19 protein-coding genes and 1 pseudogene are annotated in these 26,601 nt (G+C 72.1%); 6 read left to right on the top strand and 14 right to left on the bottom strand.

What is annotated here, in order from left to right; translation table 11 throughout:
- Positions 1-8 precede the first annotated feature (8 nt).
- Together AC4IHM_RS00950 and AC4IHM_RS00945 are read right to left on the bottom strand one after the other, a co-directional pair.
- The gene (locus tag AC4IHM_RS00950) at positions 9-1,337 is read right to left on the bottom strand and encodes an ABC transporter substrate-binding protein (protein ID WP_490865163.1); all 1,329 of its coding nucleotides are present in this window, start codon (positions 1,335-1,337) and stop codon (positions 9-11) included.
- A 40-nt stretch (positions 1,338-1,377) separates the two neighbouring features.
- Positions 1,378-2,199, bottom strand: coding sequence for an endo alpha-1,4 polygalactosaminidase (locus tag AC4IHM_RS00945; protein WP_490865162.1), 822 nt, complete (start codon positions 2,197-2,199; stop codon positions 1,378-1,380).
- Between the two features lie 373 nt (positions 2,200-2,572).
- Between AC4IHM_RS00945 and AC4IHM_RS00940 the strand changes: the two genes are divergently transcribed.
- Positions 2,573-2,794 (top strand): hypothetical protein, encoded by a 222-nt coding sequence (locus AC4IHM_RS00940; RefSeq protein WP_490865161.1) that lies wholly within the window; start codon positions 2,573-2,575, stop codon positions 2,792-2,794.
- Positions 2,795-2,940: 146 nt separating this feature from the next.
- Here AC4IHM_RS00940 and AC4IHM_RS00935 read toward each other — a convergent pair whose 3' ends face one another.
- Positions 2,941-3,705: a hypothetical protein gene (locus tag AC4IHM_RS00935; RefSeq protein ID WP_490865160.1), complete on the bottom strand. Its 765-nt coding sequence runs from the start codon at positions 3,703-3,705 to the stop codon at positions 2,941-2,943.
- 423 nt (positions 3,706-4,128) lie between these two features.
- On the opposite strand from AC4IHM_RS00935, the gene AC4IHM_RS00930 reads away from it, so the two are divergent.
- Positions 4,129-4,332 carry a cold-shock protein gene (locus AC4IHM_RS00930; protein ID WP_019330262.1) on the top strand — a complete coding sequence of 68 codons (204 nt, stop codon included), beginning with the start codon at positions 4,129-4,131 and terminating at the stop codon, positions 4,330-4,332.
- A gap of 108 nt (positions 4,333-4,440) precedes the next feature.
- On the opposite strand, the pseudogene AC4IHM_RS00925 reads toward AC4IHM_RS00930, so the two are convergent.
- Positions 4,441-5,282 (bottom strand): annotated as a pseudogene (locus AC4IHM_RS00925) (alpha/beta fold hydrolase).
- A gap of 1,041 nt (positions 5,283-6,323) precedes the next feature.
- Between AC4IHM_RS00925 and AC4IHM_RS00920 the strand changes: the two are divergent.
- Entirely contained in the window at positions 6,324-7,301 is a 978-nt protein-coding gene (locus AC4IHM_RS00920) for an Acg family FMN-binding oxidoreductase (RefSeq protein WP_490865159.1), read from the top strand.
- Positions 7,302-7,339: 38 nt separating this feature from the next.
- On the opposite strand, the gene AC4IHM_RS00915 is transcribed toward AC4IHM_RS00920, so the two are convergent.
- The 8 genes from AC4IHM_RS00915 to AC4IHM_RS00880 all read right to left on the bottom strand — a co-directional run bounded on the left by AC4IHM_RS00915 (position 7,340) and on the right by AC4IHM_RS00880 (position 18,057).
- A complete protein-coding gene (locus tag AC4IHM_RS00915; protein ID WP_490865158.1) occupies positions 7,340-8,551 on the bottom strand; it encodes a globin domain-containing protein in 1,212 nt (403 codons plus the stop codon).
- Positions 8,552-8,814: 263 nt separating this feature from the next.
- Positions 8,815-9,282 carry a pyridoxamine 5'-phosphate oxidase family protein gene (locus AC4IHM_RS00910; RefSeq protein WP_490865157.1) on the bottom strand — a complete coding sequence of 156 codons (468 nt, stop codon included), beginning with the start codon at positions 9,280-9,282 and terminating at the stop codon, positions 8,815-8,817.
- Positions 9,283-9,540: 258 nt separating this feature from the next.
- Positions 9,541-9,999 carry a Crp/Fnr family transcriptional regulator gene (locus tag AC4IHM_RS00905; protein WP_490865156.1) on the bottom strand — a complete coding sequence of 153 codons (459 nt, stop codon included), beginning with the start codon at positions 9,997-9,999 and terminating at the stop codon, positions 9,541-9,543.
- A 336-nt stretch (positions 10,000-10,335) separates the two neighbouring features.
- A complete protein-coding gene (gene glpK, locus AC4IHM_RS00900; protein WP_490865155.1) occupies positions 10,336-11,859 on the bottom strand; it encodes a glycerol kinase GlpK in 1,524 nt (507 codons plus the stop codon).
- Positions 11,860-11,884: 25 nt separating this feature from the next.
- A complete protein-coding gene (locus AC4IHM_RS00895; RefSeq protein WP_490865154.1) occupies positions 11,885-12,730 on the bottom strand; it encodes an MIP/aquaporin family protein in 846 nt (281 codons plus the stop codon).
- 158 nt (positions 12,731-12,888) lie between these two features.
- Positions 12,889-15,900, bottom strand: coding sequence for a 3-keto-alpha-glucoside-1,2-lyase-like domain-containing protein (locus AC4IHM_RS00890; RefSeq protein WP_490865153.1), 3,012 nt, complete (start codon positions 15,898-15,900; stop codon positions 12,889-12,891).
- Between the two features lie 175 nt (positions 15,901-16,075).
- Positions 16,076-17,440, bottom strand: coding sequence for a DEAD/DEAH box helicase (locus AC4IHM_RS00885; RefSeq protein WP_490865152.1), 1,365 nt, complete (start codon positions 17,438-17,440; stop codon positions 16,076-16,078).
- A gap of 179 nt (positions 17,441-17,619) precedes the next feature.
- Positions 17,620-18,057 (bottom strand): PGPGW domain-containing protein, encoded by a 438-nt coding sequence (locus AC4IHM_RS00880; protein ID WP_490865151.1) that lies wholly within the window; start codon positions 18,055-18,057, stop codon positions 17,620-17,622.
- Between the two features lie 404 nt (positions 18,058-18,461).
- On the opposite strand from AC4IHM_RS00880, the gene AC4IHM_RS00875 reads away from it, so the two are divergent.
- Positions 18,462-20,327: a CocE/NonD family hydrolase gene (locus AC4IHM_RS00875; protein ID WP_490865150.1), complete on the top strand. Its 1,866-nt coding sequence runs from the start codon at positions 18,462-18,464 to the stop codon at positions 20,325-20,327.
- An 82-nt stretch (positions 20,328-20,409) separates the two neighbouring features.
- On the top strand, positions 20,410-20,652 hold the full coding sequence (locus AC4IHM_RS00870; protein WP_490865149.1) for a DUF5302 domain-containing protein: 243 nt from the start codon (positions 20,410-20,412) through the stop codon (positions 20,650-20,652).
- Positions 20,653-20,744: 92 nt separating this feature from the next.
- On the opposite strand, the gene AC4IHM_RS00865 is transcribed toward AC4IHM_RS00870, so the two are convergent.
- Positions 20,745-21,692, bottom strand: a complete 948-nt coding sequence (locus AC4IHM_RS00865; protein ID WP_490865148.1) for a methionyl-tRNA formyltransferase — start codon at positions 21,690-21,692, stop codon at positions 20,745-20,747.
- 237 nt (positions 21,693-21,929) lie between these two features.
- Here AC4IHM_RS00865 and AC4IHM_RS00860 point away from each other — a divergent pair, with 237 nt between their 5' ends.
- Positions 21,930-23,294 carry a lysine N(6)-hydroxylase/L-ornithine N(5)-oxygenase family protein gene (locus AC4IHM_RS00860; RefSeq protein WP_490865147.1) on the top strand — a complete coding sequence of 455 codons (1,365 nt, stop codon included), beginning with the start codon at positions 21,930-21,932 and terminating at the stop codon, positions 23,292-23,294.
- A gap of 79 nt (positions 23,295-23,373) precedes the next feature.
- Here the strand turns inward: AC4IHM_RS00860 and AC4IHM_RS00855 are convergent, their stop codons facing one another.
- Positions 23,374-26,586 (bottom strand): alpha-L-rhamnosidase, encoded by a 3,213-nt coding sequence (locus AC4IHM_RS00855; RefSeq protein WP_490865146.1) that lies wholly within the window; start codon positions 26,584-26,586, stop codon positions 23,374-23,376.
- Between the last annotated feature and the right edge of the window lie 15 nt (positions 26,587-26,601).

Genomic DNA, 26,601 nt, shown 5'->3' with positions numbered 1-26,601 from the left:
GTGACTCCTCAACGCGGTATGAGCAGAGCGGCGTTGGCATCGTCGGCGCAGGCACGCAGCGCCTTCTCGGGAGTGCCGCGCCCCAGGAGCACGGCGACGATCGCCTGCCCGAGTGCTTGCGAGACCTCCGGATACGCCGGGTGGACGGGCCGCACGCGCGCCGTCTCCAGGGCCGTGGTGAACACGTCCAGGCCCTCGGTGCGGGCGACCTTGTCCCGCCAGGCCGGCAGCGCCTCGGTGCGGCGGCTGAGCGGGAGGCTGCCGGCCTCGATGTCCCAGCGCACGTCCTGCTCGGGGCGGGACAGCCAGGCCAGGAGAGTACGGGCGGCCCGGGAGCGCGCCGCGCCGTTGTCGAACACGGTCCAGGTGTCGGGCCCCGAGATGGTCACCGGGCGCCCGCTGAACGTGGGCAGGGGAGTGACGTGGTAGTCGATCCCGGCGTCCTCGATGTCGGGCAGTTGCCACGGACCGGTGACCACCATGCCCATGCGGCCGGACAGGAACACCTGGTACATCTGCTCGCTGCCGGGCTTGGGGTCGACGTAGACGCTCTTGTCCCGTGCCAGGTCGGCCACCACCCGCAGGGCGCGGGCGCCGCTGTCGGTGAAGCCGATGTTCTTGCCGTCGCCGTCGACGACATCGCCGCCCAGGTCCCAGATCATCGGCCACAGGCGCCACACGGTGTCCTCGTCGCCCGTGCCCGGCCAGCCGGTGCCGAACCGGCCCCGGCCCGCGTCGGTGAGCCGCCGGGCGCAGGTGACGAAGTCCTGCCAGCTCCAGCCGGCCTTCGGCAGGGGCAGGCCCGCCTCGCGGAACAGCTTCCTGTTGCAGACGACGGCGAGCGAGTCGAGCAGCGCGGGCGCGGCCCGGATCCGGTCGTTGAGGGTCACGGCGTCCCTGGCCGCGGCCCAGTAGTTCTTCCACGGGACGGGACCGGAGTCGACCATGTCGGTGAGATCGACGACCTGCGGGCTGCGGGCGACCCGCGCCAGGTCCGATCCGAAGATGTAGGCGATGTCCGGGTAGGAGCCGGCGGCGAGGGCGGCCGTGACCTTCTGCAGCATCACGTCCGACAGCACCCCGCCGCCCAGCTTCACCCTGATCCGCGGATGGGCGCGCTCGAAGTCGGTCACGAGCCCCTGGAGGACCTTCTTCGCGGTGTCGGCCTGGCCGTGCCACATCTCGATGGTGACCGTGCCGTCGGGCCCGACGCCGTCGTCCGTGCCGGTCCCGCAACCGGTCACCGCGCCGCCCGCGGCCGCCGCGAGCACGGCGCCCCCGCCGGCCCGCAGCACGCCGCGGCGTGAGGGACGGGCGGCACGTCGGACCGCATCCATGTGTACCTCCGAAAGAGCGAGGACCGGCCGTCGGGTGGGGTCAGCAGGTCTCACGGACGTAGCCGCGGCTGCCCAGCGGCGACACGTCGAGGTCGCGCCGGACGATGCTCAGCCTGTCGCCGAACTCGGAGCACGCCTTCGACAGGCCCTTGGCGGTGTACTCGACGACGATCACGTGGTCGCCGAACTCGTCCGTGTAGTCACCGCATTCGTCCCACTCGCCGCACTCCTCGGCGACGGCGAAGTCCAGGCCGTTCTCCTCGTGGTGGGCGGCGAGTTCGACGGTGTTCTTCTGGCCGGCGGCCAGCCCGTCGGCGTGCGCGCGGGCCGCGAGCAGCTTGACGAAGGCCTGGGCGTCGGACGAACTCAGCAGCCTGCCCGACCGGGTGTAGCTGTCGTAGTTGTCCGGCTCGATCGCGTCGAAGCCCTTCTTGGCGCAGTCGTCGATCCACGTGCCGACCCGCTCGGCGATGCGCTCCCGCTTCTCGGCGGTGCGGATGTCCAGGAAGGCCTCGCCCCAGTCGGTGTCGTAGACGACCTTGCCGTTGGCGTCGCGCAGCAGCAGGTCGGGGTCCCAGTCGCCCTCGGCGTCGGGCTGGGCCTGGAAGGCGTTGACGTAGCAGATGTTGTACAGGCCCGGCGCGGGGGAGTCGGTGTGGTCGCGGGTGACCACCCGGACTCCGGCCGGCGGGGTGTAGGCGCCGCCGATCTGGTAGTCGAAGTCGGCGTGGGTGGGCGGCAGTGCCACTTCCGCGGCGTCCGCCGGACCGCCGCCGGGGATGATCGCCGCGCCGGCGAGGGCCACGGCACACGCGCCGGCCACGGCGAGCTTCTTCGGGGAGTAGAGCTGATGACGACCCATGGATTCGAGCTCCGAGGGGTGGTGGGCACGTCCCCGCCTCGGACGCCGGTGGCGGTCCTGGCGACTTAGTCCGGGCTCCTGGCGTGAAGCCAGCTACCGGCTGGGCGTACCTCTGCCGCCGAGCACGGGGCGTCGGCGTTGACCGGGAGTAAATCGACCTGGTCCGGCCCCTGTCAAGGGCCCGAAACGATGCAACCCGTGATTGAACCTGCTCGGAGTAGCCGTGTTCGACGCATAATCAATCATGATGCGTTGCTTGTCGGACACGTGGGAACGATGAGGGAACGACGGGAGCGAGCCTGGCAGGAGCCGTGATCACACGGCTGGTAGCGTCGCGTGGTCGCGGCGGGCGGCGCGAGAGAGGTGTCGGTGCGTGGGTGAGCGGCAGGACCGTGAGTGGGTGGCGATGACGCCGGGCGATTTCGACCGGGACGCCCCGCTGGTCCTCAACGTGGGCACCGGGCCCGCCACCGTCCCGGCCGAGCCCGACGAGTACGGCACGGCCCCGCTGTTCGGGGAGGCGGCACCCGCGCGGAGCACCCCGCGCGGCAACCGGCGGGGACGGCCCGCACCCGCCCAGGAGCGGCTCTTCTGACCGTCCGCCGGGCAGCGGGACGCGGAACCTTGCCACGAAGTCCATACCGGCGGCCCGGTATCCGGCGGGCCTCACGGCGACCTGACCCGGCGTCACCGCCGTGCCGCACCGGGTGTCCGCCGCGGCGGGTGGACGCCCGTGGGGCGCTACCGCTCCAGGAGCGGTTCCGGGCCCATGACGACGACCGGATCCTTGTCCGGGTCCAGGGCGGTCAGCAAGGTGCGCATGTGCTCCTCGCTCAGGGAGACGCAGGCGTTGGTCGGCCCGCCGTGGTCCACGTGGATCCAGACCCCGCCGCCCTTGTCCTCGCCCTCGGGGCGCTCCTTGTCCAGCGGGGTGTTGCCGGGGACCCGGTTGTAGTCGATGGCGATCACATAGTCGAACGACCCCTCCAGCGGCTCCCCGAGGTGCCCGGTGCCCGACACCGAGAACTCCGGGTCCTCGTCGTACGGGAGCAGCGTGCCCGGGTCGGGCAGCCGGCCTCCGGCGTCACTGAGACGGAAGACCCCGACGGGCGAGTGCAGGTCGCCCGCCTCGTGGTCCTCCGTCCAGCCGCGCAGGCCGTTGTGGGCGGGCCAGGGACCGGCGACCGGGCGCCAGCCCTGGGCGGGGGACTGCTCGTAGAGCACCACCCGCGCCTGCGACGAGCTGTCGCTCTCGCCCGTGACCACCAGGACCTGCCGGGAGGCCGCCGGGATCCGGGCCCGGGTGGCGGGTCCGAGCCCGGGAAGCGGGCGGGGGAAGGAGCGCGGGGGAGCGGGGAGGGGGGACGCCGGCCGCGCCGCGGCGGACCCGCCCGGCGCCTGCGAGTCCTGGGAGCTGCCCGCGGGCTGCCGGGCGCAGCCGGTTCCCAGCACGCCGGCGCACATGACAGCGCCGATCACCAGGGCCAGCGCTTTCCTGACGGTCATATCGATCTCCGACTCCGTGTGTGGACTCTTCATAGCTAGACCACATACGGAACCGGGGTGTGCGGCCGCATCGCCGTCTCCCCCGTATGGCGCAGGGTGGTGTGTCGCCGCCCGGCCGCGGATCGGGTGACGAAGGGCGCGGTGACGCGGTGTCCGACCCCGACCGGGTACCTGCCGAAACCCCCTCGTACCGCGGCCCGCGGTACGCCGGGAGGGGCGGCGGGCCGCAACATCGTTCCCGCTCACCCCCCTTACTCACTGGTGAGGCTCGGACATGCCGTGTAGCGTCAGCAGCAGATGTCGTGGTTCGCCCAGACCGCCCGCGCCAGAGTGCGGGCGGTTTGCTGTGCAACGCCGGAGGACCAGGACGACCACCTCCGGGTTCGCGCGGTGCGGATCCGATATCGGCTGAAAGGCAAAGGCATGGCCAGCGGAACCGTCAAGTGGTTCAACTCTGAAAAGGGCTTCGGCTTCATCGCGCAGGACGGCGGCGGCCCCGACGTCTTCGCGCACTACTCCAACATCAACGCCACCGGCTACCGCGAGCTGCAGGAAGGCCAGGCCGTCACCTTCGACATCACCCAGGGCCAGAAGGGCCCGCAGGCGGAGAACATCACCCCCGCCTGACCGGGGGAGACCTCGAACGGGGCAGGGTGCCCGGGAAACGCTCGTTCCCGGGCACCCTGCCCCGTGGCGTGCCGCCGCCCCGCAGACCCGCCGTGCGCCGAACGGCCGTCAGGGCAGGCTCCGGAGGAACGCGAGCAGCGCGGCCGTCGGCTCGGCGGGCGCGTCCTCCTGGACGAGATGACCCGCGTGGGCGATCGGCTCCCACCGGGCGCCGGGGACGCGGGCGGCGAGTTCGCGTCCCTTCGCCACGGGGATCCAGGTGTCGTCCTCGCCCCAGCAGACCAGCGTCGGCACGTCGATCCCGGCGTACCGGTCCTGGATCTCGTCGGTGTACCGCTGGTCGGCCTGGGCGATCTGCCGGTAGAAGGCCGGCTGCCCCGCCTCGCCGAGCCAGGGCCGGACGAGCCGGTCCAGAATCCCGGGACGCGGTCCCGCGCTGCTCGCGGAGCCGACGTACTCGTGCACCAGAGCCCGGTGGAGCGCCGGCGGCAGCCGCTCGAAGACCTCGGCGTGCTCGCGCACCAGGCGGAAGAACGGCGACCCCCAGGGCGCCGGCGCGACCGGATCGACCAGGGCGAGGGCCCGGTAACCGGCGCCGTGCAGCAGATGGGCGCGCAGCGCGACGGCACCGCCGAAGTCGTGGGCGGCCACCAAGGGCTCCGCCAGTGCCCAGTGGGCCGGCAACTCGGTGAAGACCCGGCCCTGAGCGGCCAGGGACACGTCCTGGCCCGCGTACTTCTCCGACAGCCCGTAGCCGGGCATGTCCCAGACGAACACCTGATGGTCACGCGCCGGCGAGCGGGCCACCGCACGCCAGACGTACGAGGAGAACGGCGTGCCGTGCAGAAGGACCAGCGGAGGCCGCCCGGCAGCCCGGCAGCGCCCAGCCGGTTCCAGCGGACCGCACCGGAGCTGCTGGGGAACGACTCGGGCAGGGGCCATGCGGACATGGTTCGGATCCTCTCCGCCTCGGGGGACCACGGACGCCACAGGGGGACCGGAACGACGCCGAGATCCGGTCGGCCGTGCGCGGGGCGTACGGCGCGGCGCCGCCCCGTAGGAACCCCGAGCCTGCTCGAACTCCCGATCGATGCCTGGTGAGGCGCCGTTCGGCGAGGTCGGCGGGGCGGTTCCGGCGGCCCCGCCCGGCTTCCCCCCACCGGAAGCCGGGCGAGCCGCCGTGGGCCACCGCCTCGCCGGTGGCCCCGTCAGGAGGCGCCGTCCTCAACCCCGCGTGCCCCTCCTCGTCACCGGGGCCGAGGGTGCGGAAGCCGACCGGGGCGCGCCCGTGGCCGCTGCGGGCCGCCGGCGGCCGGCCGCGGTGCCGGACCACCCGCCTCGCCCTCACGACGGTCCTCCATGGCCCGGAACGCTATTGCGGGCGAGCCACCCGCACCCGGGGTCCGCAGGGCCCCGCCCGAGGGGCGTTCGGCCCCGTTCCCGCGGCCCGCACAGGGACCAACGGCCCTGTGAACGGGGCCGGTCGGCGGGGCCCCGGACGCCGCCCGGGGAGCATGCTGACGGTGATCGAACCGGCGACGCCCACCGGCCCGACGCGACCCGTGGCCGCCGGCCACCACATCCCCCGTCCCCGGCCGCGGTGACCGGGACGCGTCGGGGCGTACGCCCGGTCCGGTCACGCGTCCGGCCGTCCACCGCGGCCGGACGCGATCACTTCACCGGGGCGCCCGTCGCGACGACCCGGCCCCCGGAAGGACGCGGCGGTGAGACACCGCCCGTGCGATCCGCCGCCGCGGACACCGGCGTACACCCGTTGCAGCACCTCGACCCGACGGACCTTCGCGACCACGCCGGTCCGCCGCACGCGCGCACCGGCCCGGCGGCGGAACCGCCCTGGTCACGGGCACGGCCGTCGGGCCCGGGACCTGGGGCCACCCGGCCCGCGGCCGAAGGGCCGTTCAACCCTCCCCCCGGACGGCACGGCGACGCAGGGTTGGGGCGACGGACAGAGCCCCAGCGAAGGAGCCGCCATGCAGACCCGGGAAGTCAACGCCGCAGCGGTCCAGACCCTGCTCGCCGCGGCGGTGGCGGCGCCCTCCGTGCACAACACCCAGCCCTGGCGGTTCGGCCTGGAGACGGACAGCCGGTCCGTCCAGGTACGCGCCGACAACGCGCGGTGGCTGGCGGTCGCCGACCCCGAACGGCGCGCGCAGTACCTGTCGGTGGGCGCCGCCGTCCTCAACCTCCGCGTGGCCGCCGTCCATCTGGGCTGGACCCCGGTCGTCGAGCTGCTCCCGCCGGGGGGCGACCCCGGTCTGCTGGCCACCGTACGACTGTCCGAGCGACCGCCGTACGGCGAGGAGAGCCGGCTGGGCGACCTGTACGAAGCCGTCGAGCGCCGCCACACCAGCCGGATGCCCTTCACGGGCCGCACGGTCCCCGACCTCGTCGTGGCGGACATGATCGGCGCCGCGCGGGCCGAGGGCGCGGGCCTGGACGTCCCCGACATCATCGCGACCCGCCGGCTGCTGTGCCTGACCGAGGCCGCCGAGTCCCGCAACACCGCCAGCCCCAAGCGCACCGCCGAGAGCCGCGCCTGGGTCACCACACCGGGAGCCGACGTCCCCTACGGGATCCCCGCGACCGCCCTGGGGCCCCGCGACAGCTCCGGTCACGTGCCGATGCGGGACTTCATCGCCCCGCTGCCCGCGCTCGGCCGGCGCGGCACACGGTTCGAACGCCACGTCCAGGTGGGCCTGTTGTGGACCCCGCGCGACACGCGGGAGGACTGGCTGCGCGCCGGGCAGGCCCTCCAGCGCGTGCTGCTCACCGCGACCACGCACGGGGTGCGCACCTCGATGCTGCACCAGGCGATGGAGTGGCCCGACCTGCGGGCGGCGATGAGCGGCACCCGGCGGAGCCACCACTCCCAACTGCTGATCCGGTTCGGATACGGCCCGGAGGGCGGCCGCACACCGCGCGCGACACCTCACCCGTCGGCATCATGAGCGGCTGAGGGGCCGGGGTGAAAGGGCGGCGCCCGCCGTCAGCCCTCGGTGTCCGCGAGCCACGGGTCGGGGCCGAAGACCTCGTACCGGATGCGCCGTGCCGGAACGCCTGCGGCGAGCAACCGCGCCCGCACATCCCGCATGAACGGCAGCGACCCGCACAGGAACACGACGGCGCCTTCGGGCAGTTCGACGCCGGAGAGGTCCATCGGACCGCTGCGGACCTCCGGCTCCCGCGGGGCCAGGCGCTCGTACCAGAACACGGCTCGGGCGTCCGGCAGCCGCTCGACCAGCTCCCGCGTCTCGGCGCGCAGGGCGTGGTCGGCGGGGTACCGGTCGGCGTGCAGGACCAGCACCGGGCGCAAGGACTCCAGGGCCGCGAGGTGGGCCAGCATCCCGGTCAGGGGAGCGCAGCCGATGCCCTCCGAGACCAGCACGACCGGCGCGTCGTCGTCGGCACCGTCGAGGACGAAGTCGCCGGCCGGCGCCGACACGGTCAGCTCGTCACCCCGGCACACGTCGTCGTACAGCAGGTTGGAGACCTCGCCGCCCGGCGCTTCGCCCGCGCCCGCGCCCCGTTTCACGGTGATCCGGCGCAGCTCTCCACCGGGGGCCGAGGACAGGCTGTACTGGCGGACCTGGTGCACGCCGTCGGCCATCAGCATCCGCACGCTCACGTACTGCCCCGCCCGTGCGCGCGGCGCCGGTTCGCCGTCGGCCGGGCGGATCACGAAGGACACCACGTCGTGCGTCTCGGAGCGGCGCCCGACGACCTTCCACTGCCGCCAGATCCGGCCGGGCCGCGAACCCGCCTCGTGGTAGAGCCGCGCCTCCTGGCCGATCAGGGCGCCCGCCATCAGCCAGTACACCTCGTCCCAGGCGGCCGCCACCGCGGGGGTGACCGCGTCGCCCAGGACATCGGCTATCGCGGCGAACAGGTACTTGTGCACGATCGTGTACTGGTCGTCGGTGACCCCGACGGAGACGTGCTTGTGAGCGATGTGCTCCAGCAGGGCGTCCGGACGCGTGTCCGGGTTGTCGAGCAGGGCGGTGGCGAACGCGGCGATCGAGCCGGCCAGTGCCCTTCGCTGGGCACCGTTGGCCTGGCTGCCCCGGTTGAACAGCCCGTCGAGCAGTTCCGGCCGGTCGTGGAGCATCGTGCCGTAGAAGCGCGAGGCGATCTCGTCGAGCGCTTCCGTCACGGCGGGCAGTGTGGCCCGGACGACGGACGCCGACTCTGCGGACAGCATGGAGCCTCCCGGAAGAGAACGGAGGAGAGGGACCGCGGCACGGGATGCGGCGGCGCCTCTTTGTGTACCAGCCGGTGGTCCGCGCCTCGGGCGGGTTTCGCCGCCGACGGCGCACCGGGGACCAACGGACCGGTGAACAGGGCCGTTGGTCCCCATTGGAGCGCGTCGTGCCGGGGCTCAAGGTCCCTCCCGGACGTCTCCCCCGGCCCTGTCGACGCCGGGGAGGGCGCGCCCCGGCCCCGGGCGGTGTGCCGCGCCGGGGTTCACAGCCTCGCGGGGGGCTGCTGGGCCTCGGTGAGCCGGATGCCGGTGATCAGATCGGGGACTATGCGGATCGCGTAGTCCATCGTCCGCTCGATCCAGGGGCGCAGGACGGCCTGATAGCGGCTCAGCTCCTCCGGGTCGGTGACCGGTCGGGCGTAGCCGGTCACCACGACGCTCCATCCGAGATGCGTGTCCGGGTCGATCGTGTCGGCCTCGTAGGCGACCACGACACCGGGATCACCGACCCGCTGCGTACGGGAGGTCAGGGCCCCGCCCTCATGGGTGCGGATGATGATGTCGCCGCCGTCCAGGACATGGTTGACCGGGCGGATCGTCGGCAGTGCCTGCCGGGTGAAGACGATCCGTCCCAGGGAGACGCTGCCCAGCAGCGCGAGGGCCTCCTCGCTGCCGAGCGCGATGCTGCGGCGGGGACGCACCGTGGCCGCGGGAACGGGATGGGGGGTCATGGCATGCCTTTGTGCGGGATCATCACTCATGGTCTTGTCTCCGCTCGGCTGCCCGTGGCCCGGGGCTTCGGGGCGGCCGCGCGGTCGCAGGGTGGGTGAGGCCATTGCAGCTTCGTCGGCCTGCCGTGTGCTAGGGCCGTTCGGCCCTGCCTGTTCGGGCCCGGTGGGCGCCCGTGCCGGACGAGGGGTGAACCGCGGTCGGCTCACCCCTCGTCGCAGTGCTTCCCCGGCCGCTCACCCGTGGCGGCGGCCGCCCCGTCAGAGCAGGCTGCCGCTGCCGTACGGGGCGTAGAGGTCGAGCAGGCGGACCCGGGCGGCGTGCAGGCGGTGGGCGACCACCCGGCCGACCCAGACGGCGATCGCCCGGCCGAACTCGGGGTCGCGGTCGCACATCTCCCGCATGACGTCGGCGTCGAACTCCCAGGCCCGTACCGGGGTCGTGGCCTCGGCGCCCAGTTGCCACAGGTAGGGCGGGAAGTGCCAGGACCAGCCGACCAGTTCGCCGTGGCCCAGGGTCTCGATGACGGCTGACCGGCGGCCGGGGACGCGCACGTCGAGGCTGACCGTCCCGGTCCGCACGATCCAGAACCGGTCCGCGCGCCGGCCTTCCTCGAAGAGACGGGTGCCTTCCGCGATGGAGACCTCACGGGCGATCCGCATCAGCCGTTCGCGGTGTTCGCCGGGGAGGGCCGCGGTCAGAGTGGTGGAAGAGGTCATCACTCCGGCTCCTTTCGTTCTCTCACCGCAGACGGACGGCACGGAGGCCGCCCGGCGCCGCGGCCGGATCGGTGTCCCGAGGGGAGCGGAAGGGGTGTACGGGGGACTGCGCGGAGACGGTGCGAGAACGCCGCCTGCCCGGTCGCGAGACCACCCCTCGTCGTTCCCCTCGGTGCACGATGGGGTTGTCTCTACGAGGATCCCGCCGGTCGCTGCGGGACACCAGGGGCCCCTCGGTCCCGGCCCCGGGCCGTTCGGCCCCACCGGCGCGGAGGGGAGCCGGCCGGCTGCGGGAGTGCGCCACCGGGACCGTCGGCCGGTGGCGCACTCCGGGCCTCACTCCTCGGGGACCTTGGCCCAGTCGAGGGTGCGCTCCACCGCCATCTTCCATCCGGCGTAGCCCTGCTCGCGCCGCTCCTCGGACCACTGCGGCTCCCAGCGCTTGGACTCCTGCCAGTGGGTGCGCAGCTCGTCGGTGTCCCGCCAGAAGCCGGTGGCCAGGCCCGCCGCGTAGGCCGCGCCGAGGGCGGTGGTCTCCGTGACGACCGGGCGGCTGACCGGGACACCGAGGACATCGGCCTGGATCTGCATGCACAGGTCGTTGGCGGTCACACCGCCGTCCACCCTGAGCACGTCCAGATGGACCGAGGAGTCCTGCTCCATGGCCTCGACGACATCGCGGCTCTGGTAGCAGATGGACTCCAGGGTCGCCCGCGCCAGGTGCGCGTTGTCGTTGTACCGGGCGAGACCGACGATTGCTCCCCGGGCGTCGGAGCGCCAGTAGGGGGCGAACAGGCCGGAGAAGGCGGGGACGAAGTACACGCCGCCGTTGTCCTGGACGGTGCGGGCGAGTTCCTCGCTGTCGGCCGCGGTCTTGATGATCTTCATCTGGTCGCGCAGCCACTGCACGGCGGACCCCGTCACCGCGATGGAGCCCTCCAGCGCGTAGACCACCGGGCTGTCGCCGAACTGGTAGGCCACGGTGGTCAGGAGGCCGTGCTGGGAGCGGACCAGCTCCGTGCCCGTGTTGAGGACCAGGAAGTTGCCGGTGCCGTAGGTGTTCTTGGCCTCGCCGGGCGCGAAGCAGACCTGTCCGACGGTGGCCGCGTGCTGGTCGCCGAGCACCCCGCAGACGGGAACGGCGGCGCGCAGCGGCCGGGAGGTCCGTGCCGTGCCGTACGCCTCCCGGTGCGAGGACGGGTTGATGGTCGGCAGCATGGACCGCGGGATGCCGAAGAAGCTCAGCAGCTCGTCGTCCCAGTCGAGCGTCTCCAGGTCCATCAGCATGGTGCGGCTGGCGTTGGTCACGTCGGTGGCGTGGATGCCGCCCTGGGGACCACCGGTCAGGTTCCACAGGATCCAGGCGTCCGTGTTGCCGAACAGGGCGTGGCCCGCTTGCGCCGCCTCGCGGACGCCGTCGACGTTCTCGAGGATCCACTGGATCTTGCCGGCCGAGAAGTAGGTCGCCGGGGGCAGTCCCGCCTTGCGGCGGATGACATCGCCCCGGCCGGAACGTTCGAGGCCGGCCGCGATGGCGTCCGTACGGGTGTCCTGCCACACGATGGCGTTGTAGTAGGGACGCCCGTTGCGCGGGTCCCAGACCACCGTGGTCTCCCGCTGGTTGGTGATGCCGATGGCCTGAAGGTCGCTGCCCGACAGACCGCTGTAGCGCAGGGCGTTCTGCATCACCGAGTTGGTGCGCTCCCAGATCTCCACCGGGTCGTGCTCCACCCATCCGGAGCGGGGCAGGATCTGTTCGTGTTCGAGCTGGTGCTTCGCCACCTCGTTGCCGCCGTGGTCGAAGATCATGAATCGGGTGCTGGTGGTCCCCTGGTCCACCGCACCGATGAAGTCCGCCATGGTGTTGCCTCCTCTTCGGCCGGTGTCAGTCCTCTGACGGCGGGACGCGTCCCGGGGGCTCGGGCTCTGCCGTGGGCAGATACCGGCCGACGAACGCCTTGTACAGACCCGCTCCGAGCACGCCGCCGATCAGCGGGCCGAGGATCGGGACCCAGAAGTAGAGATTTCCGTACTGATCTCGCCATGCTCCGCCGTATCCGGTGAGGAAGCTGGCCAGCCGGGGGCCGAAGTCGCGGGCCGGGTTGATGGCGTAGCCCGCGTTGGTGCCGAAGGCCATGCCGATCGCGACCACGATCAGTCCGATGATGAAGGCGCCCAGGTTCGCGCCCGGGGGTGTGTTCATCATGTCCGTGAGGGCCATGATCAGCATCAGCAGGATGGCGGTGCCGATGATCTGGTCGCGGAAGGCGCCCCACTCGTGGACCGGGAGCGCGGTGTTCCCGTTGGCGGGGAGCGTGGAGAACACGGACTGCGTCAGGATGGTGTGGCCGGGGTCGGCCTTCGCGAGCGCCTCGGTGTAGTTCCAGCGCACCAGAAGAGCGGCCACGAAGGCGCCCGCCGTCTGGGCGAGCGCGTAGGGGACCACCTTGCGCCAGGGGAATCCCCTGAACGCGGCGAGGCCGAGGGTCACCGCGGGGTTGAGGTGGGCGCCGCTCAGCCGCGCCGCCACGTAGACGCCCAGCGTGACACCGAAGCCCCACGCCCAGGCGATGCTGTCGTGGTCGCCGAGGCCGCCGGCCGGGTCCGTGAGGGCCCCGCCCGCCACCACCTGAGCCACCACCCCGCAGCCGAACAGGATGAGGATCATCGTTCCGGCGAATTCGGCCGACAGTTCACCGATCAAACCGGATCTCTTGAGCCGCTCAGCCATGGGGGCTCACTTTCCGCCGGCTGCAACCGGCCGTCGACTGTCCGAGTCTGTCCTCGGGACAGACTAAGGTGACACACCACAAACCGCACCAATTGGACAGGCGGTGTCGAGGTCCGGGTGCGGGACGGCCGGCAGGGGCCGCCCCGCACGGTTGTGGGTCAGCTCAGCGGCTCCACCCGGATGTTGCGGAACCGGACCTTGTTCCCGTGGTCCTGCAACCGGAATGGGCCCGCGGCGGGCGTCTCGGCCCCGCCGCCCGCGGTGGGCCCGTCCAGGACCACGTCGTCGTGGACCTTCGTGCCGTTCCACACGACCGTCACCCGGGCGTCGGCGGTCTTGCGGCCGCTGTCGTCGTAGCGGGCCGCGCGGAAGACGATGTCGTACGTCTGCCAGGTCTCCGGCGCGGTCGCCGCGTTGGTGTCCGGCGCCTTCTTCAGATAGATCGCGCCGGCCTCGTCGTCGCCCAACGCGGTGTCGCCGTAGGAGTCGAGGATCTGCAGTTCGTAGCGGTCCTGGAGGTAGACACCGCTGTTGCCGCGGTCCTGACCGGTCACGTCGGGCGGCAGCAGCGGCACCCGGAACTCCACGTGCGCCCTGAAGTCCTGGTAGGCGTCCTTGGTGCGGATGTCACCGCAGCACACCTCCATCGACCCCTCCTCGGTCAGCGGCCAGGCCACCTTGCGCCCGTCCGGGTGCTGCCACTGCTCCTGGGAGGCGGCGGTGCCGTCGAACAGGGCGACCGGGGCGCCGTGCGGGTGCACGGTGATCAGGTCCAGGTTGACGTGACCGGTGTCGCCGGGGTCGTACCGGTAGGAGAGCGCGTTGCGGCCGGCGCGCAGCTCCAGCGACTCGGTCCGGGTGGACCAGGTGTCCCAGTCGCCGGTGGAGGCGAGTTCCGTCCGGCGCACCTTCTCCCCGTTGGCGTACAGGGAGAGCGACTTGGTGCCCTCGAACGGGTTGGGGCCGTTGGAGTAGCGCAGGCCCACGTCGTAGGTGCCCGACTCCGGGACGCTCACGTCGAAGGTCGTGGCGGCCCTGCCCTCGGTGCCGTAGCGGTCGACGAACCCGCTGCCCGAGTAGCCGACGTGGTCGGTGTGGACACCGGCCGTGCCGGTGAGACGCGCCTCCTCGGCCTCGTACAGGGTGGCCGGCGGCGGCTGCTCGCCGGGCATCGCGTTGAGCGTGTACCAGGCCTCGGTGCTCCACAGGCTCTCGCCGGACGCCGAGGTGAAGGGGCGCGGCGAGCGCACGTGCACGACGCGGTCCGGCTTGAGGCCGTCCAGCCGCAGCCGGACGGTCCGGCCGTCGTCCGAGAGCGTCGCCGAGCGCACGGCGAGCTGTTCCTCGGCGATCTTCGGGCCGCCGTAGTCGCCGGTCGGCGTGTAACGCCACTGGTCGACCCGGTAGCGGTCGGCGAGTTCCCCGGCCGTCTCGTCGGACACCGGCTGGGTGTACGTCAGGTCGAAGCCGCCGGGCACGGCCCGCATCGAGTGCACGTCGAAGGTGTTGCCGCCGTTGGGAGTCAGCTTCTGCAGACCGAACTTGAGCTTGCCCTCCTGTCCCCAGTTGCCGTCGGCGCCCAGGCCACCGGCGTAGATCGCCCCGTCGGGGCCGGCGGTGATGCGGTTGACGCCCGCCTCCAGGCCCTGGGTGTAGCGGAAGACGGCGCCCTGGTACTGGCCCCGCACCTTCTCCAGGTAGGCGCGTTGCAGTCCGCCGTAGGTGACGTCACCGATGAGCAGCTGGCCGGCGAACCGGCCCTCCTCCAGATACAGGGGCGTGGAGGGCGAGTTGCCGATCTCGTTCTGCGGCAGCCAGAGCACCGGCTCGGTGACGGGGGAGCCCTCGAAAGGACCGGCGGGCTCGGTGTAGTGGTTGAAGAAGCGGTCCTGCTTGATGTGGACGAGCTTCGAGGAGGGCAGCCAGCCGCCCTGGTTGTCGGTGGTGAACAGGTCGCCGTCCGGGCCCCAGCCGATGCCGTTGGGCGTGCGCAGCCCGCCCGCGACCGGACTGATCTCGCCGGTGTCCCGGCTGACCCGGTACGTCGTCCCGCGGCCGGGCGCGGGCTGCGGAGTGGTGGTCGCGCCGCCCAGGTCGATGGCGACGGAGAGGTTCACGTAGAAGTAGCCGTCGCGGTAGAGCAGGCCGAACGCGAACTCGTGGAAGTTGCCTCCGTACGGCCAGGTGGCGACCGTGCGGTACTCGTCGGTCACGCCGTCGCCGTCCTGGTCGACCAGCCGGGTCAGCTCGTGCTTCTGCGAGACGTAGAGCGAGCCGTCGACGTACTTGATGCCCATCGGTTCGCGCAGCCCGCTCGCGACCTTCTTGACGGTGACCTTGTCGCGGCTGGTCGCGCCGGTGACGTTGTCGAGGACGTACACCTCCCCGGCGACATTGTCGGTGCCGCCCCACGTGCTGATCGCGAGGCGTCCGTCGGGCAGCCAGTCCATGCCGCTGACCTGCGGTTCGAAGCCGTCGGGGCGCAGGTCGGTGAGAGTGAGGTCGGGGCGTACGGAGGTCAGCGGCAGACCGTCGCCCGGGGTGTCGCCGCCGGCCTCGCACTCCTTGCGGCCCGGCGCCGTCACCCGGACCACGTCGGCGTCGGTGCTCAGCGCCTCACGGGGTACGACGGTGAACTCGCTCTCGCCCGGCGGCTTCCAGGCCAGTCGCAGCTGCTGCTCACCGTCGCGGTCGAAGTGCTCGATGAGCAACGGGTGCGGTCCCTCGGTGAGTTCGAGCGCGCCGTCCTTCGGCTCCGCGCCGTGCAGTCCGTCGTGGTCGATCACCGTGGTGTCGTCGAGGGTCAGTCGTGAGCCGTCGTCGCTGGTGAGCCGGAACGCGTAGGTGCCGGCGCGCGGCGCGAGGAGGTAACCGGACACCTGGGAGACGAAGTTGTCGGCGATGCCGCCGAAGTCGGCGGTGGTGGACCAGTCGACCGTCGGCATCAGCCGGTCGTGGTTGGGGGTCTGGCCCGGTTTGAGGGTGCACAGCTTGCTCAGTGACGTTTGCATGTCGAACACGCGCAGTGTGACGCCGGGTTCCTGCGGGGGTATGTCCGCGGGGGCGGCGGCGGAGGACGCCGGGGCGGCCCAGGCGCCGCCGATCGCCACGGCCGAGGTCAGCAGGAGGATGAGGTGTCTTCGGGCATGCGAGAACAGCCGTTGGTGCATTGGTCCTCCGGGGTGTGGGGACCGGACCGTGCCGGAAATCGCTCCGGTCTTGTGCGGCATGACGGAAGTTCCGCCGCCAAGGTAGGAGACTTCCGTTTGACATGTCCATACTTTGTCATCGGTGTGTTCAAAGTTCTCGCGCCCGCGAGCCCCTGGGGCGGCACGCGGCCCGGAGTCAGCGGCCCCTGCGCACCCGGGCCGCCGCCCGTGCCTCCGCGGCCTTGCGCGCCTCGGCGGTCTTGCGGGACTCCTTGGCGGGGCGGCCGGGACGGGTGCCCATGCCGCGGAAGGGGGCGTTGCCGCCGTCGGCCTTCGTCCCGGTCGGCGGGCGCCGCGCACCGGTGAGGGCGGTGAGCTTCTGCTCGCCGGAGCGCACGGGGGTGACCGTCGGCCGGATCCCGGCCTCGGACATCATCCGGTTTACCTCGCGCCGCTGGTCGGGCGTGACCAGCGTGACCACGCTGCCGGACTGTCCGGCGCGCGCCGTACGCCCGCCGCGGTGCAGGTAGTCCTTGGCGTCGGCCGGCGGATCGACATTGACGACGAGGTCGAGCGCGTCGACATGGATGCCCCGCGCCGCGACGTTGGTGGCCACCAGCACGGTGACCTCGCCGTCGACGAACCGGGCGAGGGTGTGGCTGCGCTGCGGCTGCGACTTCCCGCTGTGCAGGGCGGCGGCCCGCACCCCGCAGGCCCGCAGATGCCGGGTGAAGCGGTCGACCCCGGCCTTGGTGTCCAGGAACATCAGCACCCGGCCGTCCCGGGCGGCGATCTCCGTCGCGGTCGCGTACTTGTCGGCGGGGTGGATGGTCAGCACATGGTGCTCCATCGTGGTGACCGAGGCCGATGCGGGGTCGACCGACGCGAGGACCGGGTCGTGCAGATGGCTCTGCACCAGCTGGTCGACGTCGCGGTCGAGCGTGGCCGAGAACAGCAGCCGCTGGCCGTCGGAGGGCACCTGGTCCAGGATGCCGGAGACCTGCGGCAGGAACCCCAGGTCGCACATCTGGTCCGCCTCGTCCAGCACCGTGATCCGTACGTGGTTCAGGTGGCAGTACCGGCGCGAGACCAGGTCGGCCAGCCGTCCCGGCGTGGCGACGACGACCTCGGCGCCGTTGCGCAGCAGCTCCGCCTGCCGGTTGATCGACAGCCCGCCGACGACCGTCGCCAGTCGCACGTTCAGCGTTCGCGCGTACGGCTCCAGCGCGTCGCCCACCTGCTGTGCGAGTTCCCGGGTCGACACCAGGACGAGGGCGAGCGGCCGCTTGGGCTCGGCGCGCCGGCCGGCCGTCCTGGTGAGCAGGGCCAGCCCGAAGGCCAGCGTCTTGCCCGAGCCGGTCCGCGCGCGGCCGAGGACATCGCGGCCGGCCAGCGCGTCGGGCAGGGTGGCCGCCTGGATGGGGAAGGGCTCCGTCACCCCGAGACCGGTCATGGTCTCCACCAGCGCCGGCGGCAGGCCGAGCGTGTCGAAGGAAGCGGCCGGCGGCCGGGACCCACCGCCGCGGGAGGCTGCGGAATCCGACGGCGGCTTCGCGTTCATGGGGGACGACCTTCCTGATCAGGCGCCCGGAACGCCACCGGGTCCGTACCCCTCGGTACGGACCCGGGCGACTCGAAGCGTGAGCCCATTTTACCAGTGGCGCACGCACCGTCCCGCCGCCCTCCGGGCCGGCCTGGACCCGACCCGTGCGCGCGGACGCGCGACGGGGTCCCGTCCGGTCAGCGTGCTTCGTCCCCAGGCCGCGGCGGTGCGCTGCCGCGCGTCGCCCGGACGCGGCGGTGGCTCCAGACCAGCAGGGCGAACAGGACGAGGCCGGAGACGATCAGACTCGCCCCGGTGGCCCATCCGGAGTACGGCACGTGGGGAACGAGGCCCCACACCAGGCCGGCGGCGAGCAGGGAGAGACCCATCAGTACCGAGCCGGCGACCCGCCGGCGTGAGGAGACGCTCTCCTCGGCCGCCCGCATCGCCCGCCCCCTGACGGGAGCGACGAACCGCTCCAGCGCCGGGACGGCGCGCGCCAGCAGCACCACCCCGGAGAACACGAGCAGCAGGCCCGGTCCCGGCAGCACCAGCAGGGCGACGCCGACCAGCACCAGCACGGCGCCCAGAGCGCCGAGGGCGCCGCGCAGGATGGATTCGACACCGCGCGCCATGGAGGCCCACCTTTCCGCGGCGGCAAGAAACCCGGCCCGCCCCACCATAGGCAGGCATCCGGTCCCCGGCGATTCCGCATGGCCCTGACGCCGGATCACCCCGGCGTCGGCGCGGCGGTCCGCGGCCTCGCCCGTCCTGGAGGCCGCGGCCGGCCGAAAAACCGCAGGTCGGTTCGGCGCACCGCCCTGTTCGTCCCCGTGCGCGCCTCGTCACGGGCGACGGAGGAGGGCCGGTCCCGGCCGTCCGCCGACACGGAATCCGGTTCCGGACGGCCGCCGCCGGCCCCCAACACCCGACGCGGGGGACGGGGTTGGGCGCAGGAGGCCCCATCGACGAACGAGGACATCGCTGCTAGACCTGCATCACCCGCACCACCTGCAACAGCCCCCACAAGGAGGAGCATGTGAGAGCACGTCACGTGGCGGTCCGAACCACCTCGGCACTCGTCGCCACCCTCGCGCTGACCCTCGGCCTGGCCGGCCCCGCCGTCGCGGCGCCCGAGTCGGCGGCTGCGCCGGTCGCCACCTCGACCGACCCCGTCACGCACGAGGAGAACGACCGCGTCCCGGCGGGATCGGTGTGGACGCAGCACTACTTCCCGTCCTCCGACCGCTCCGGCACCCAGCTGCACGCCGATGTCCTGCTGCCCGAGGCACTGGCCGGGAAGAAGAAGGTCCCGGTCATCCTGTCCATCGGCCCCTACTTCGGCCACTCGGGCCAGACCGGTCCCGAGGGCTGGACCCACACCGGGCCGTCCGACCGCTTCCAGGACTTCGTCGAGGGCGCCGACCTGTTCGACCAGGGCTACGCCTTCGTCATGGTGGACCTGCGCGGCTTCGGCGGCTCCACCGGCTGCCTCGACTGGGGCGGCCCCGGCGAACAGGCCGACGTCAAGGCGGCGGTCGACTGGGCCGCGAAGCAGCCGTGGTCCACCGGCGCGGTGGGCATGTACGGCAAGTCCTACGACGCCATCACCGGCCTCATCGGCAACAACCTGGACCAGCGCGCGCTCAAGGCCGTCGTCGCCCAGGAGCCCGTGTGGGACATGTACCAGTACATCTACTCCAACGGCGTGCCCCGCCCGAATGTGACCGGAACCGCCGACGCGTACAACTCCATCGCCACGATGCCCCCGTTGGCGGACGACGATCCGCGCTATCAGGCCAACGCCCGGTACGAGGAGACCCACCCGGAGTGCCTGACGGAGAACTCGGCCGGGTACCGGATCTCCGACCAGCGGGACGAGCACTGGACCTCCCGTGACCTGGCGCGGATGGCCAAGGGCAGCGACACCCCGCTGTTCGTCACGCAGGGCTTCGTCGAGAACAACACCAAGCCCGAGGAGATGCAGGAGTACCTCGACAACCACAAGGGCCCCGAGCGCGGATGGCTCGGCCAGTGGGACCACGTACGCGGAGGGGACCGCACCGGCGACGGACGCCTGGCCATGGGGCGCGAGGGCTGGTACGCCGAGACCCTGTCCTTCTACGACCAGTACCTCAAGGGCGTCAAGCCGTCCGTGCGGTACCCGGCCTACGCCGTCGAGGACTCCACCGGCGCCTGGCGGGCGCAGCACACGTGGCCGGTCACGGAGCGGTCGGTCAGCCTTCCGCTCGGCGACGGCTCCTACGTGGACGACGGCGGAGCGTCCGCCCGCGCGGCGCTGACCGCGTCGGGCCGCCCGGCACCGCGGGCGTCGGAGCGGCCGACCGGCACCTGGGACCTGGAGAACGCGCCCGCGACCGAGCAGCCGGCCCCCGAGGGACTGGCCGCCGAGGCCGCGGAACGCGCGCGCAGCGGCGAGGTGGCCTCCAGCTTCTTCGTGTGGTCGAAGCCGCTGAAGAAGGCCGTGCGGGTCACCGGCACCCCCCGGGTCTCCCTGACGGCCAAGGGCGAGGGCAACGTCATGCTCAAGCTGTACGACGTCGCCCCGGACGGCACCGCCGTCATGTTCGACGAACAGGTCTCCCTCGTGGACCCGGGCCGGCTGACCGTCGATCTCAAGGCGACCGACTGGACCCTCGCGGCGGGGCACGCCCTCGCCGTGGAGATCGGCTCGATACAGACCGGTTCATGGCGCGACACCCCCTCCGGCGAGACGATCGCGGTCAAGGGGGCCCAGCTCCGACTGGCACTGGACGACCCGGCCGACGACATCGCCACCCCCGGCGACCGCTCGCCGTACCTGGACACCTACCTGCGTCAGTACACGGTGGCGCTGCCGGCCGGTCCCGGCACGTTCACGGTGGTCCCGGGCGGCCGTCGCTGATCTCCCGGCCGGGCGGGCCGGTACCCCCGTCGGGGGTCGGCATGACAAGCTGTGCTCCTGTTGTCCGAACCAGGAGGTCACCATGACTGCAGAGTCTTCATCGCAAGCGGGTTCGGAATCGGCCGAGGTCGACAGCCCTGGCCTGGCGCCCGACGAGAACGGCCAGTACGACCTGAAGGGCAAGTTCCGGGAGGCCCTGGCCCGCAAGCGCGGCAAGCAGGCGGAGGCCGCGGCCCTCGCCGCGAACACCGACGTGGCGAAGATCCGCGGCGCCCACGGTCCGGCCGCCAGCCAGCGGTCGTTCCGGCGCAAGAGCGGCGGCTGACCCGAAGGCTCCTTCGCCCGGCATGAGTGTGGGCCCGGCCGTCGCACGACGGCCGGGCCCACACCGGTGTCCGGACGGGCCGGGGCCCCGGCTCAGGGCCGGCCGGTCAGATAGCCGCCCATGGAGGTGAAGTACTCGCTCGCGGACAGCTCCCGTCCGTCCTGCGTCCGTACCCGCGTGACGGCCAGCCCGTGGTTGCGGCCGGTGCGGGCGTCCGCCCCGGCGACGATCACCACGCCTTCGCCCTCGCGGTAGAAGATCCGGCCGGGCGTACCGCCGTAGCGGCCCCGGGAGACGGTGGCGCCGAGGATTTCGAGCCTTTTGCCCCGGTGGTAGGTGAAGGCGCTGGGGTAGGGCTCGGACTGGGCGCGCACCAGGCGCTCCAGATCCTCGGCCGGCCAGTTCCAGTCGATGCGGATGTCCTCCACGGACCGCTTGTGGAAGAAGCTCGCCCGGGACCGGTCCTGCTTGGTGAACTCCGTCTGGCCGGCGGCGATGAGGTCGAGGGCGCCGATGGTGACCGGGGCGATGAGTTCGACGGTCTTGTGGAAGAGGTCGGTGGCGGTGTCCGTCGGCCCGACCGGCACCGCCTCCTGCCGGACGATGTCCCCGGCGTCGAGTTCGTCGTTCATCATGTGTGCGGTGACGCCCACTTCGGACTCGCCGTTGATGAGCGCCCAGATCAGCGGGGAGAAACCGGCGTACTTCGGCAGCAGCGAGTCGTGCACGTTGAGCGTGCCGTGGCGCGGGAGGGCGAAGATGCGCGGCGGGATCCACGTCCGCCAGTTGTTGGCCACGATGATGTCCGCAGCGGCGTCCTTGAGGCGCTCGAACAGCTCGTCGTCGTCGGGCCGGTTGCGGATCAGCACCGGGACACCGTGCTGCTCGGCGAGGTCGGCGACCGAGTCGCTCCAGATCTTCTCGTAGGCGTGCTCGCTTCTGGGGTGCGTCACCACCAGCACCACGTCGTGTTCGGAGTCCAGGAGGGCTTGCAGGGTGCGATGGCCCCAGGTCTGGTATCCGAACATGACGACCCGCATAGGGTTCCTCCTCAGAGCAGGGACTGACCAGGGTAAGTGAAGCAAGGCTTACCTTAGTTCGCAACGCGCTTGTGCGACACCTCAGTTGGCTGGGATGGCTCGCCACCCGCCCTATCGACAGCTTCACGGCATTAGCTTAGGCTCACCTAAGTTCCGACGGGGGCCCCTCCGTCGGCATGTCCCGTTTCGGCAACCCCCCACGCCTGACAGGCGACCGCCCCGCACGATGGGAGTGACATGTCACAGGTTCTTCCTGGTGACGCAACACCGGTCCACGACCTCATTGGTATCGGCTTCGGACCGTCCAATGTCGCCATGGCGATCGCGCTCGACGAACACAACGCCCAGGACGGGCACGCGATCACCGCCCGCTTCTTCGAGCAGCAGCCGCGCTTCGGCTGGCACCGCGGCATGCTGATCGACGACGCGACCATGCAGGTGTCCTTCCTCAAGGACCTGGTGACACTCCGCAACCCGGCAAGCGAGTTCAGCTTTCTCTGCTACCTGCAGAGCAAGGGACGGCTGGTCGACTTCATCAACCACAAAAGCCTCTTCCCGCTGCGGGTCGAGTTCCACGACTACTTCGAGTGGGCCGCGGCCAAGGTCGACGACATGGTCTCCTACGGCCACGAGGTCGTCGGCGTCGTACCCGTCCTGCGCGACGGGAGCGTGGAACACCTGGAAGTGACGGTGCGTTCGGGCGAGGGGCTTGAGGTCCACCGGGCCCGCAACCTCGTCATCGGCACCGGACTGCGGCCCCTCCTGCCGGAAGGCGTGGAACGCGGCGACCGCATCTGGCACAACTCCGAACTCCTGGCCCGCATCGACGCTCTGGAGGGCACCTCACCCTCGCGCTTCGTCGTCGTCGGCGCCGGGCAGAGCGCCGCCGAGAACGTCGCCTACCTGCACCGGCGCTTCCCCGAGGCCGAGGTCTGCGCGGTCTTCGCCCGCTACGGCTACAGCCCCGCCGACGACAGCGGGTTCGCCAACCGGATCTTCGACCCGTCCGCGGTCGACGACTACTTCGCCGCGCCCGAGGGCTTCAAACGCCGGCTGATGGACTACCACGCCAACACCAACTACTCCGTGGTGGACATCGACCTGATCGACGACCTGTACCGGCAGATGTACCAGGAGAAGGTCCTCGGCACCGAGCGGCTGCGCTTCCTCAACGTGTCCCGGCTCACCGACGTCAAGGAGACGCCCGACAAGGTCCGCGCCACCGTCACATCCCTCGTCACCGGCGAGGAGACCCTTCTCGACGCGGATGTCGTGGTCTTCGCCACCGGCTACAGCCCGGTCGACCCCCTCGGACTGCTCGGCGAGGTCGCGGACCGCTGCCTGCGGGACGACGACGGCCGGGTCCGCGTCGAGCGCGACTACCGCGTCGCGACGGACCCAGGCCTGCGCTGCGGCATCTATCTCCAGGGCGGCACGGAGCACACCCACGGCATCACGTCGTCGCTGCTGTCCAACACCGCCATCAGAGTCGGCGAGATCCTGGAGTCGCTCCTCGACCGGGGCCTGAAGTCCGCCTCCGACGCGGCCCGCACGGTCGCCGACGGCACCGGCGGCACGGCGCGCTGGTCCACGTCGCCCTGACCACGGCCGCGGCGCAGCGCCCCGCGCCGGTGGGCGGGCCCGCCGGGGACGGACTCCGGGGCCTCGGTCCGAAGGCGCCTCACTCGCTGGTGAAGTGGTGGGTGCCGGAGCCGACCCGGTAGACCGCGCAGCCGTCGTCCTGGCGCAGGAACGCGCCGCCCGCGCGGGTGACCGCCTGCGGACCGGGCGACGGGATCCACACCTCGGCGCTCGTGTTGGGCGGCACCGTGCAGGTCAGGGTGAAGCGGCCGGCCCGCTGCCGCCACCGGGTGGAGACCGGGCCGTGGACGGAGGCGAAAGTGGCGTCGACGGAGGTGACGCCCCCGCCCGGCCGGGGGCGGATGACGGTCTCCCGGTAGCCGGGGCGGCCCGCCGCGATGCCCGCGATGTTCGTGTACATCCACTCGCCCACCGAGCCGTAGGCGTAGTGGTTGAAGGAGTTCATGTCCGGGGTCTGGAAACTCCCGTCGGGCCGTATGGAGTCCCAGCGCTCCCACATCGTGGTGGCGCCCCGGTCGATCTGGTACCCCCAGCTGGGGAAGGTGCGCTGCCGCAGCAGGCGATGGGCGACATCGGTGTGTCCCGTGTCGGTGAGGACCGGCAGCAGGCGGGGCGTGCCGAGGAAGCCCGTCGACAGATGCCAGTCCCTGGCCCTGATCAGCTCGACGAGCCGGTCCGCCGCGGCCGTTCTGGACGTGTCCGGCAGCAGGTTCATCGACAGGGCGAGGACATAGGCGGTCTGCGTGTCCCCCTTGATCCTGCCGTCGGAGCCGACGTACGCCTTCTCGAACGCGTCCCGCACCCGGCCGAACAGATCGAGGAAGGGGGCGGGGTCCTCGCCCAGCACCCGCGCCGTGCGGGCCGCGAGGTCGGCGCTGTGCGCGAAGTACGCGGTGGCGACGACATCCTTGGGAGTCTCGTCGTCGATGTTCAGCCAGTCGCCGTACCCCTGGGCCGGGCGCAGCAGTCCGTCGCTGTTCTCCTCCAGGTACCTCAGCCATGCCTGGACGGACGGCCAGGCGTCCTCCAGGACCCGGCGGTCCCCGTACGCCTGGTAGAGGGACCAGGGGACCGTGACGCCCGCGTCGCCCCAGCCCGCGGCGCCGTTGCCGACCGTGCCCACCATGGGCGCCACGTCCGTGAACGCACCCCGCGGGGTCTGGGAGTCGCGCAGGTCCGTGAGCCACTTGGCCAGAAAGCGGGCCGACTCCATGGTGTAGGCGGCCGTGGGCGCGAAGACGTTGATGTCTCCCGTCCAGCCCAGGCGCTCGTCACGCGCGGGTGTGTCGGTGGGTATGGACAGGAAGTTGCCGCGCTGTCCCCAACCGATGTTGTGGTGCAGTTGGTTGAGCATCGGGACATCGGTCTCGAACTTCATGGTGAAGGGCGCGGAGGTGTGCATCACACGGCCGGTGACCGCCTTCGCCGAGGGGGTGCCGGGAAATCCGGTCACCTCGACATAGCGAAAGCCGTGGAACGTGAAACGCGGCTCGTAGATCTCCTCCCCGCGGCCCTTGAGGGTGTACGTGTCGGTCGCCGCCGCGGTCCGCAGGTTCGCGGTGTACAGGGTGCCGTCGGCGTCGAGCACCTCGGCATGCCTGATCCGGACCGTCGTTCCCGCCTCGCCCGACACGCGCAGACGCACCGAGCCGACCATGTTCTGCCCCAGGTCGAAGACGAAGACGCCCGGCTCGGGTTCGGTCACCTTCCTGGGCGTCAGTTCCTCCACCACGCGCACCGGCCCGTCCACCTGGGCGACGATCAGTCCGGGAGCGGCGTCGCCGGCGCCGCGCACCCCGAGCCAGTCCCGGTCGTCGAAGCCGGGCGAGGTCCAGCCGGGCCGCTCCCTGCGCGCGTCGTACCTCTCGCCGTCGAGGAGGTCGGCGCTCAGGACCGGCCCGGACGCGGCCCGCCAGTCGGTGCCCGACGTGACGCGCTCGCTCGTGCCGTCCGCGTAGTCCACCTCCAACTGGGCAAGCAGCGCCGGGCGTTCGCCGTACTGGTGCGGCCCGAACATCCCGACGTTGCCGGCGTACCAGCCGGGGGCGAGCAGGGCCCCGACGGCGTTGGTGCCGGGCCGCAGCAGCTTGGTGACGTCGTACGTCTGGTACTGGACGCGCGTGCGGTAGTCGGTCCAGCCGGGAGCCAGCAGGTCGCGGCCCACGCGGTGTCCGTTGAGGTGGGCCTCGTACAGTCCGAGCGCCGTGGCGTACAGACGCGCGCGCGACACCTTCTTGCGCGCGAGCCTGAACTCGTGCCGCACCTGGCCGACGGCGAAGGACGAGGCAACGACCCTTCCCCACGGCCCGCCGCCCCACGGGGCCGCCTCCCTGGCCGCCGGCCAGGCGCCGTCGTCGAAGCCGGGCTCGCGCCAGTCGGCGGGAGGCTCCCGGTCGGTGGCCCTCCAGGAGGCGCCGGTGGCCACCTTGTGCTCGCCGGAAGCGGTGTGGACCGACAGGACGGCGACGAGCCCCGCCGGACCCTCGGTCGCGTTCGTCGCGCGCACGGCGAGTACGTTCTCCCCGCCGCGCACCCACTCCCGTACGTCGAGCACGGCCGGCCGGCGCCAGCCGTCGTTGTCCGTCTCCAGATCGGTGCGGGCCACCTCGACCCCGTTGACCGAGACGGCGTAGACGTTGTCGGCGCTGATCGCCAGGGTGGCCGCCGTGATCCCGTCGGGGAGGTCCGCGGTGCCGCGGAACCAGCGGGTGGCCGCCGGTGCGCTGGTGGCCGGGTCGCCCTCCGGATACCAGATCCAGAAGCTCCCCTCGAAGGACGGCGCGTCCGTGAGGCTCTCCGGCGCCGAGATCCAGTCGGCGCTCCACTGCCCGGAGTCCATCAGACCGGTCTCCCACCACGAGGGCGCGCTCCAGCCGGAGACCCGGTCGTCGCCGTCCCACACGCGGACGGACCAGTGGTAGCGGGTCCGGGGCCGCAGCGTGGGGCCCCCGTACGGCACCAGGGTGGACTCGCCGGACCCGACCTTGCCGCTGTCCCACACGTCGGGGCGGGTCAGGCCCGAGGCGGTGGTGGCGACGCGGATCTGATAGGCGCTCTGGCGCATGTCCGGTCTGGCGGAGGCCAACGGCCAGCTGAGCCGGGGGCGTGGCACGTCCAGCCCCAGGGGGCGCCGGACGTACTCCACGGTCGGCGTGGTGACCCGCAGGTCACCGCGCCGCACCTGCGCCTGGACGTGCCCGGAGACCTGCGCCGCCGCGGCTGGTACCACGTCGGCGCCCGCCGCCGCGACCGTCGCGGCCGCGCCCGCCAGGATGTTCCTCCTGCTGATCATGACGACTCCTCACTG

Source organism: Streptomyces sp. SL06 (assembly GCF_058244745.1).
Note: the sequence above shows the minus strand (reverse complement) of the source record. Positions and strands in the feature narration are given on the sequence as shown.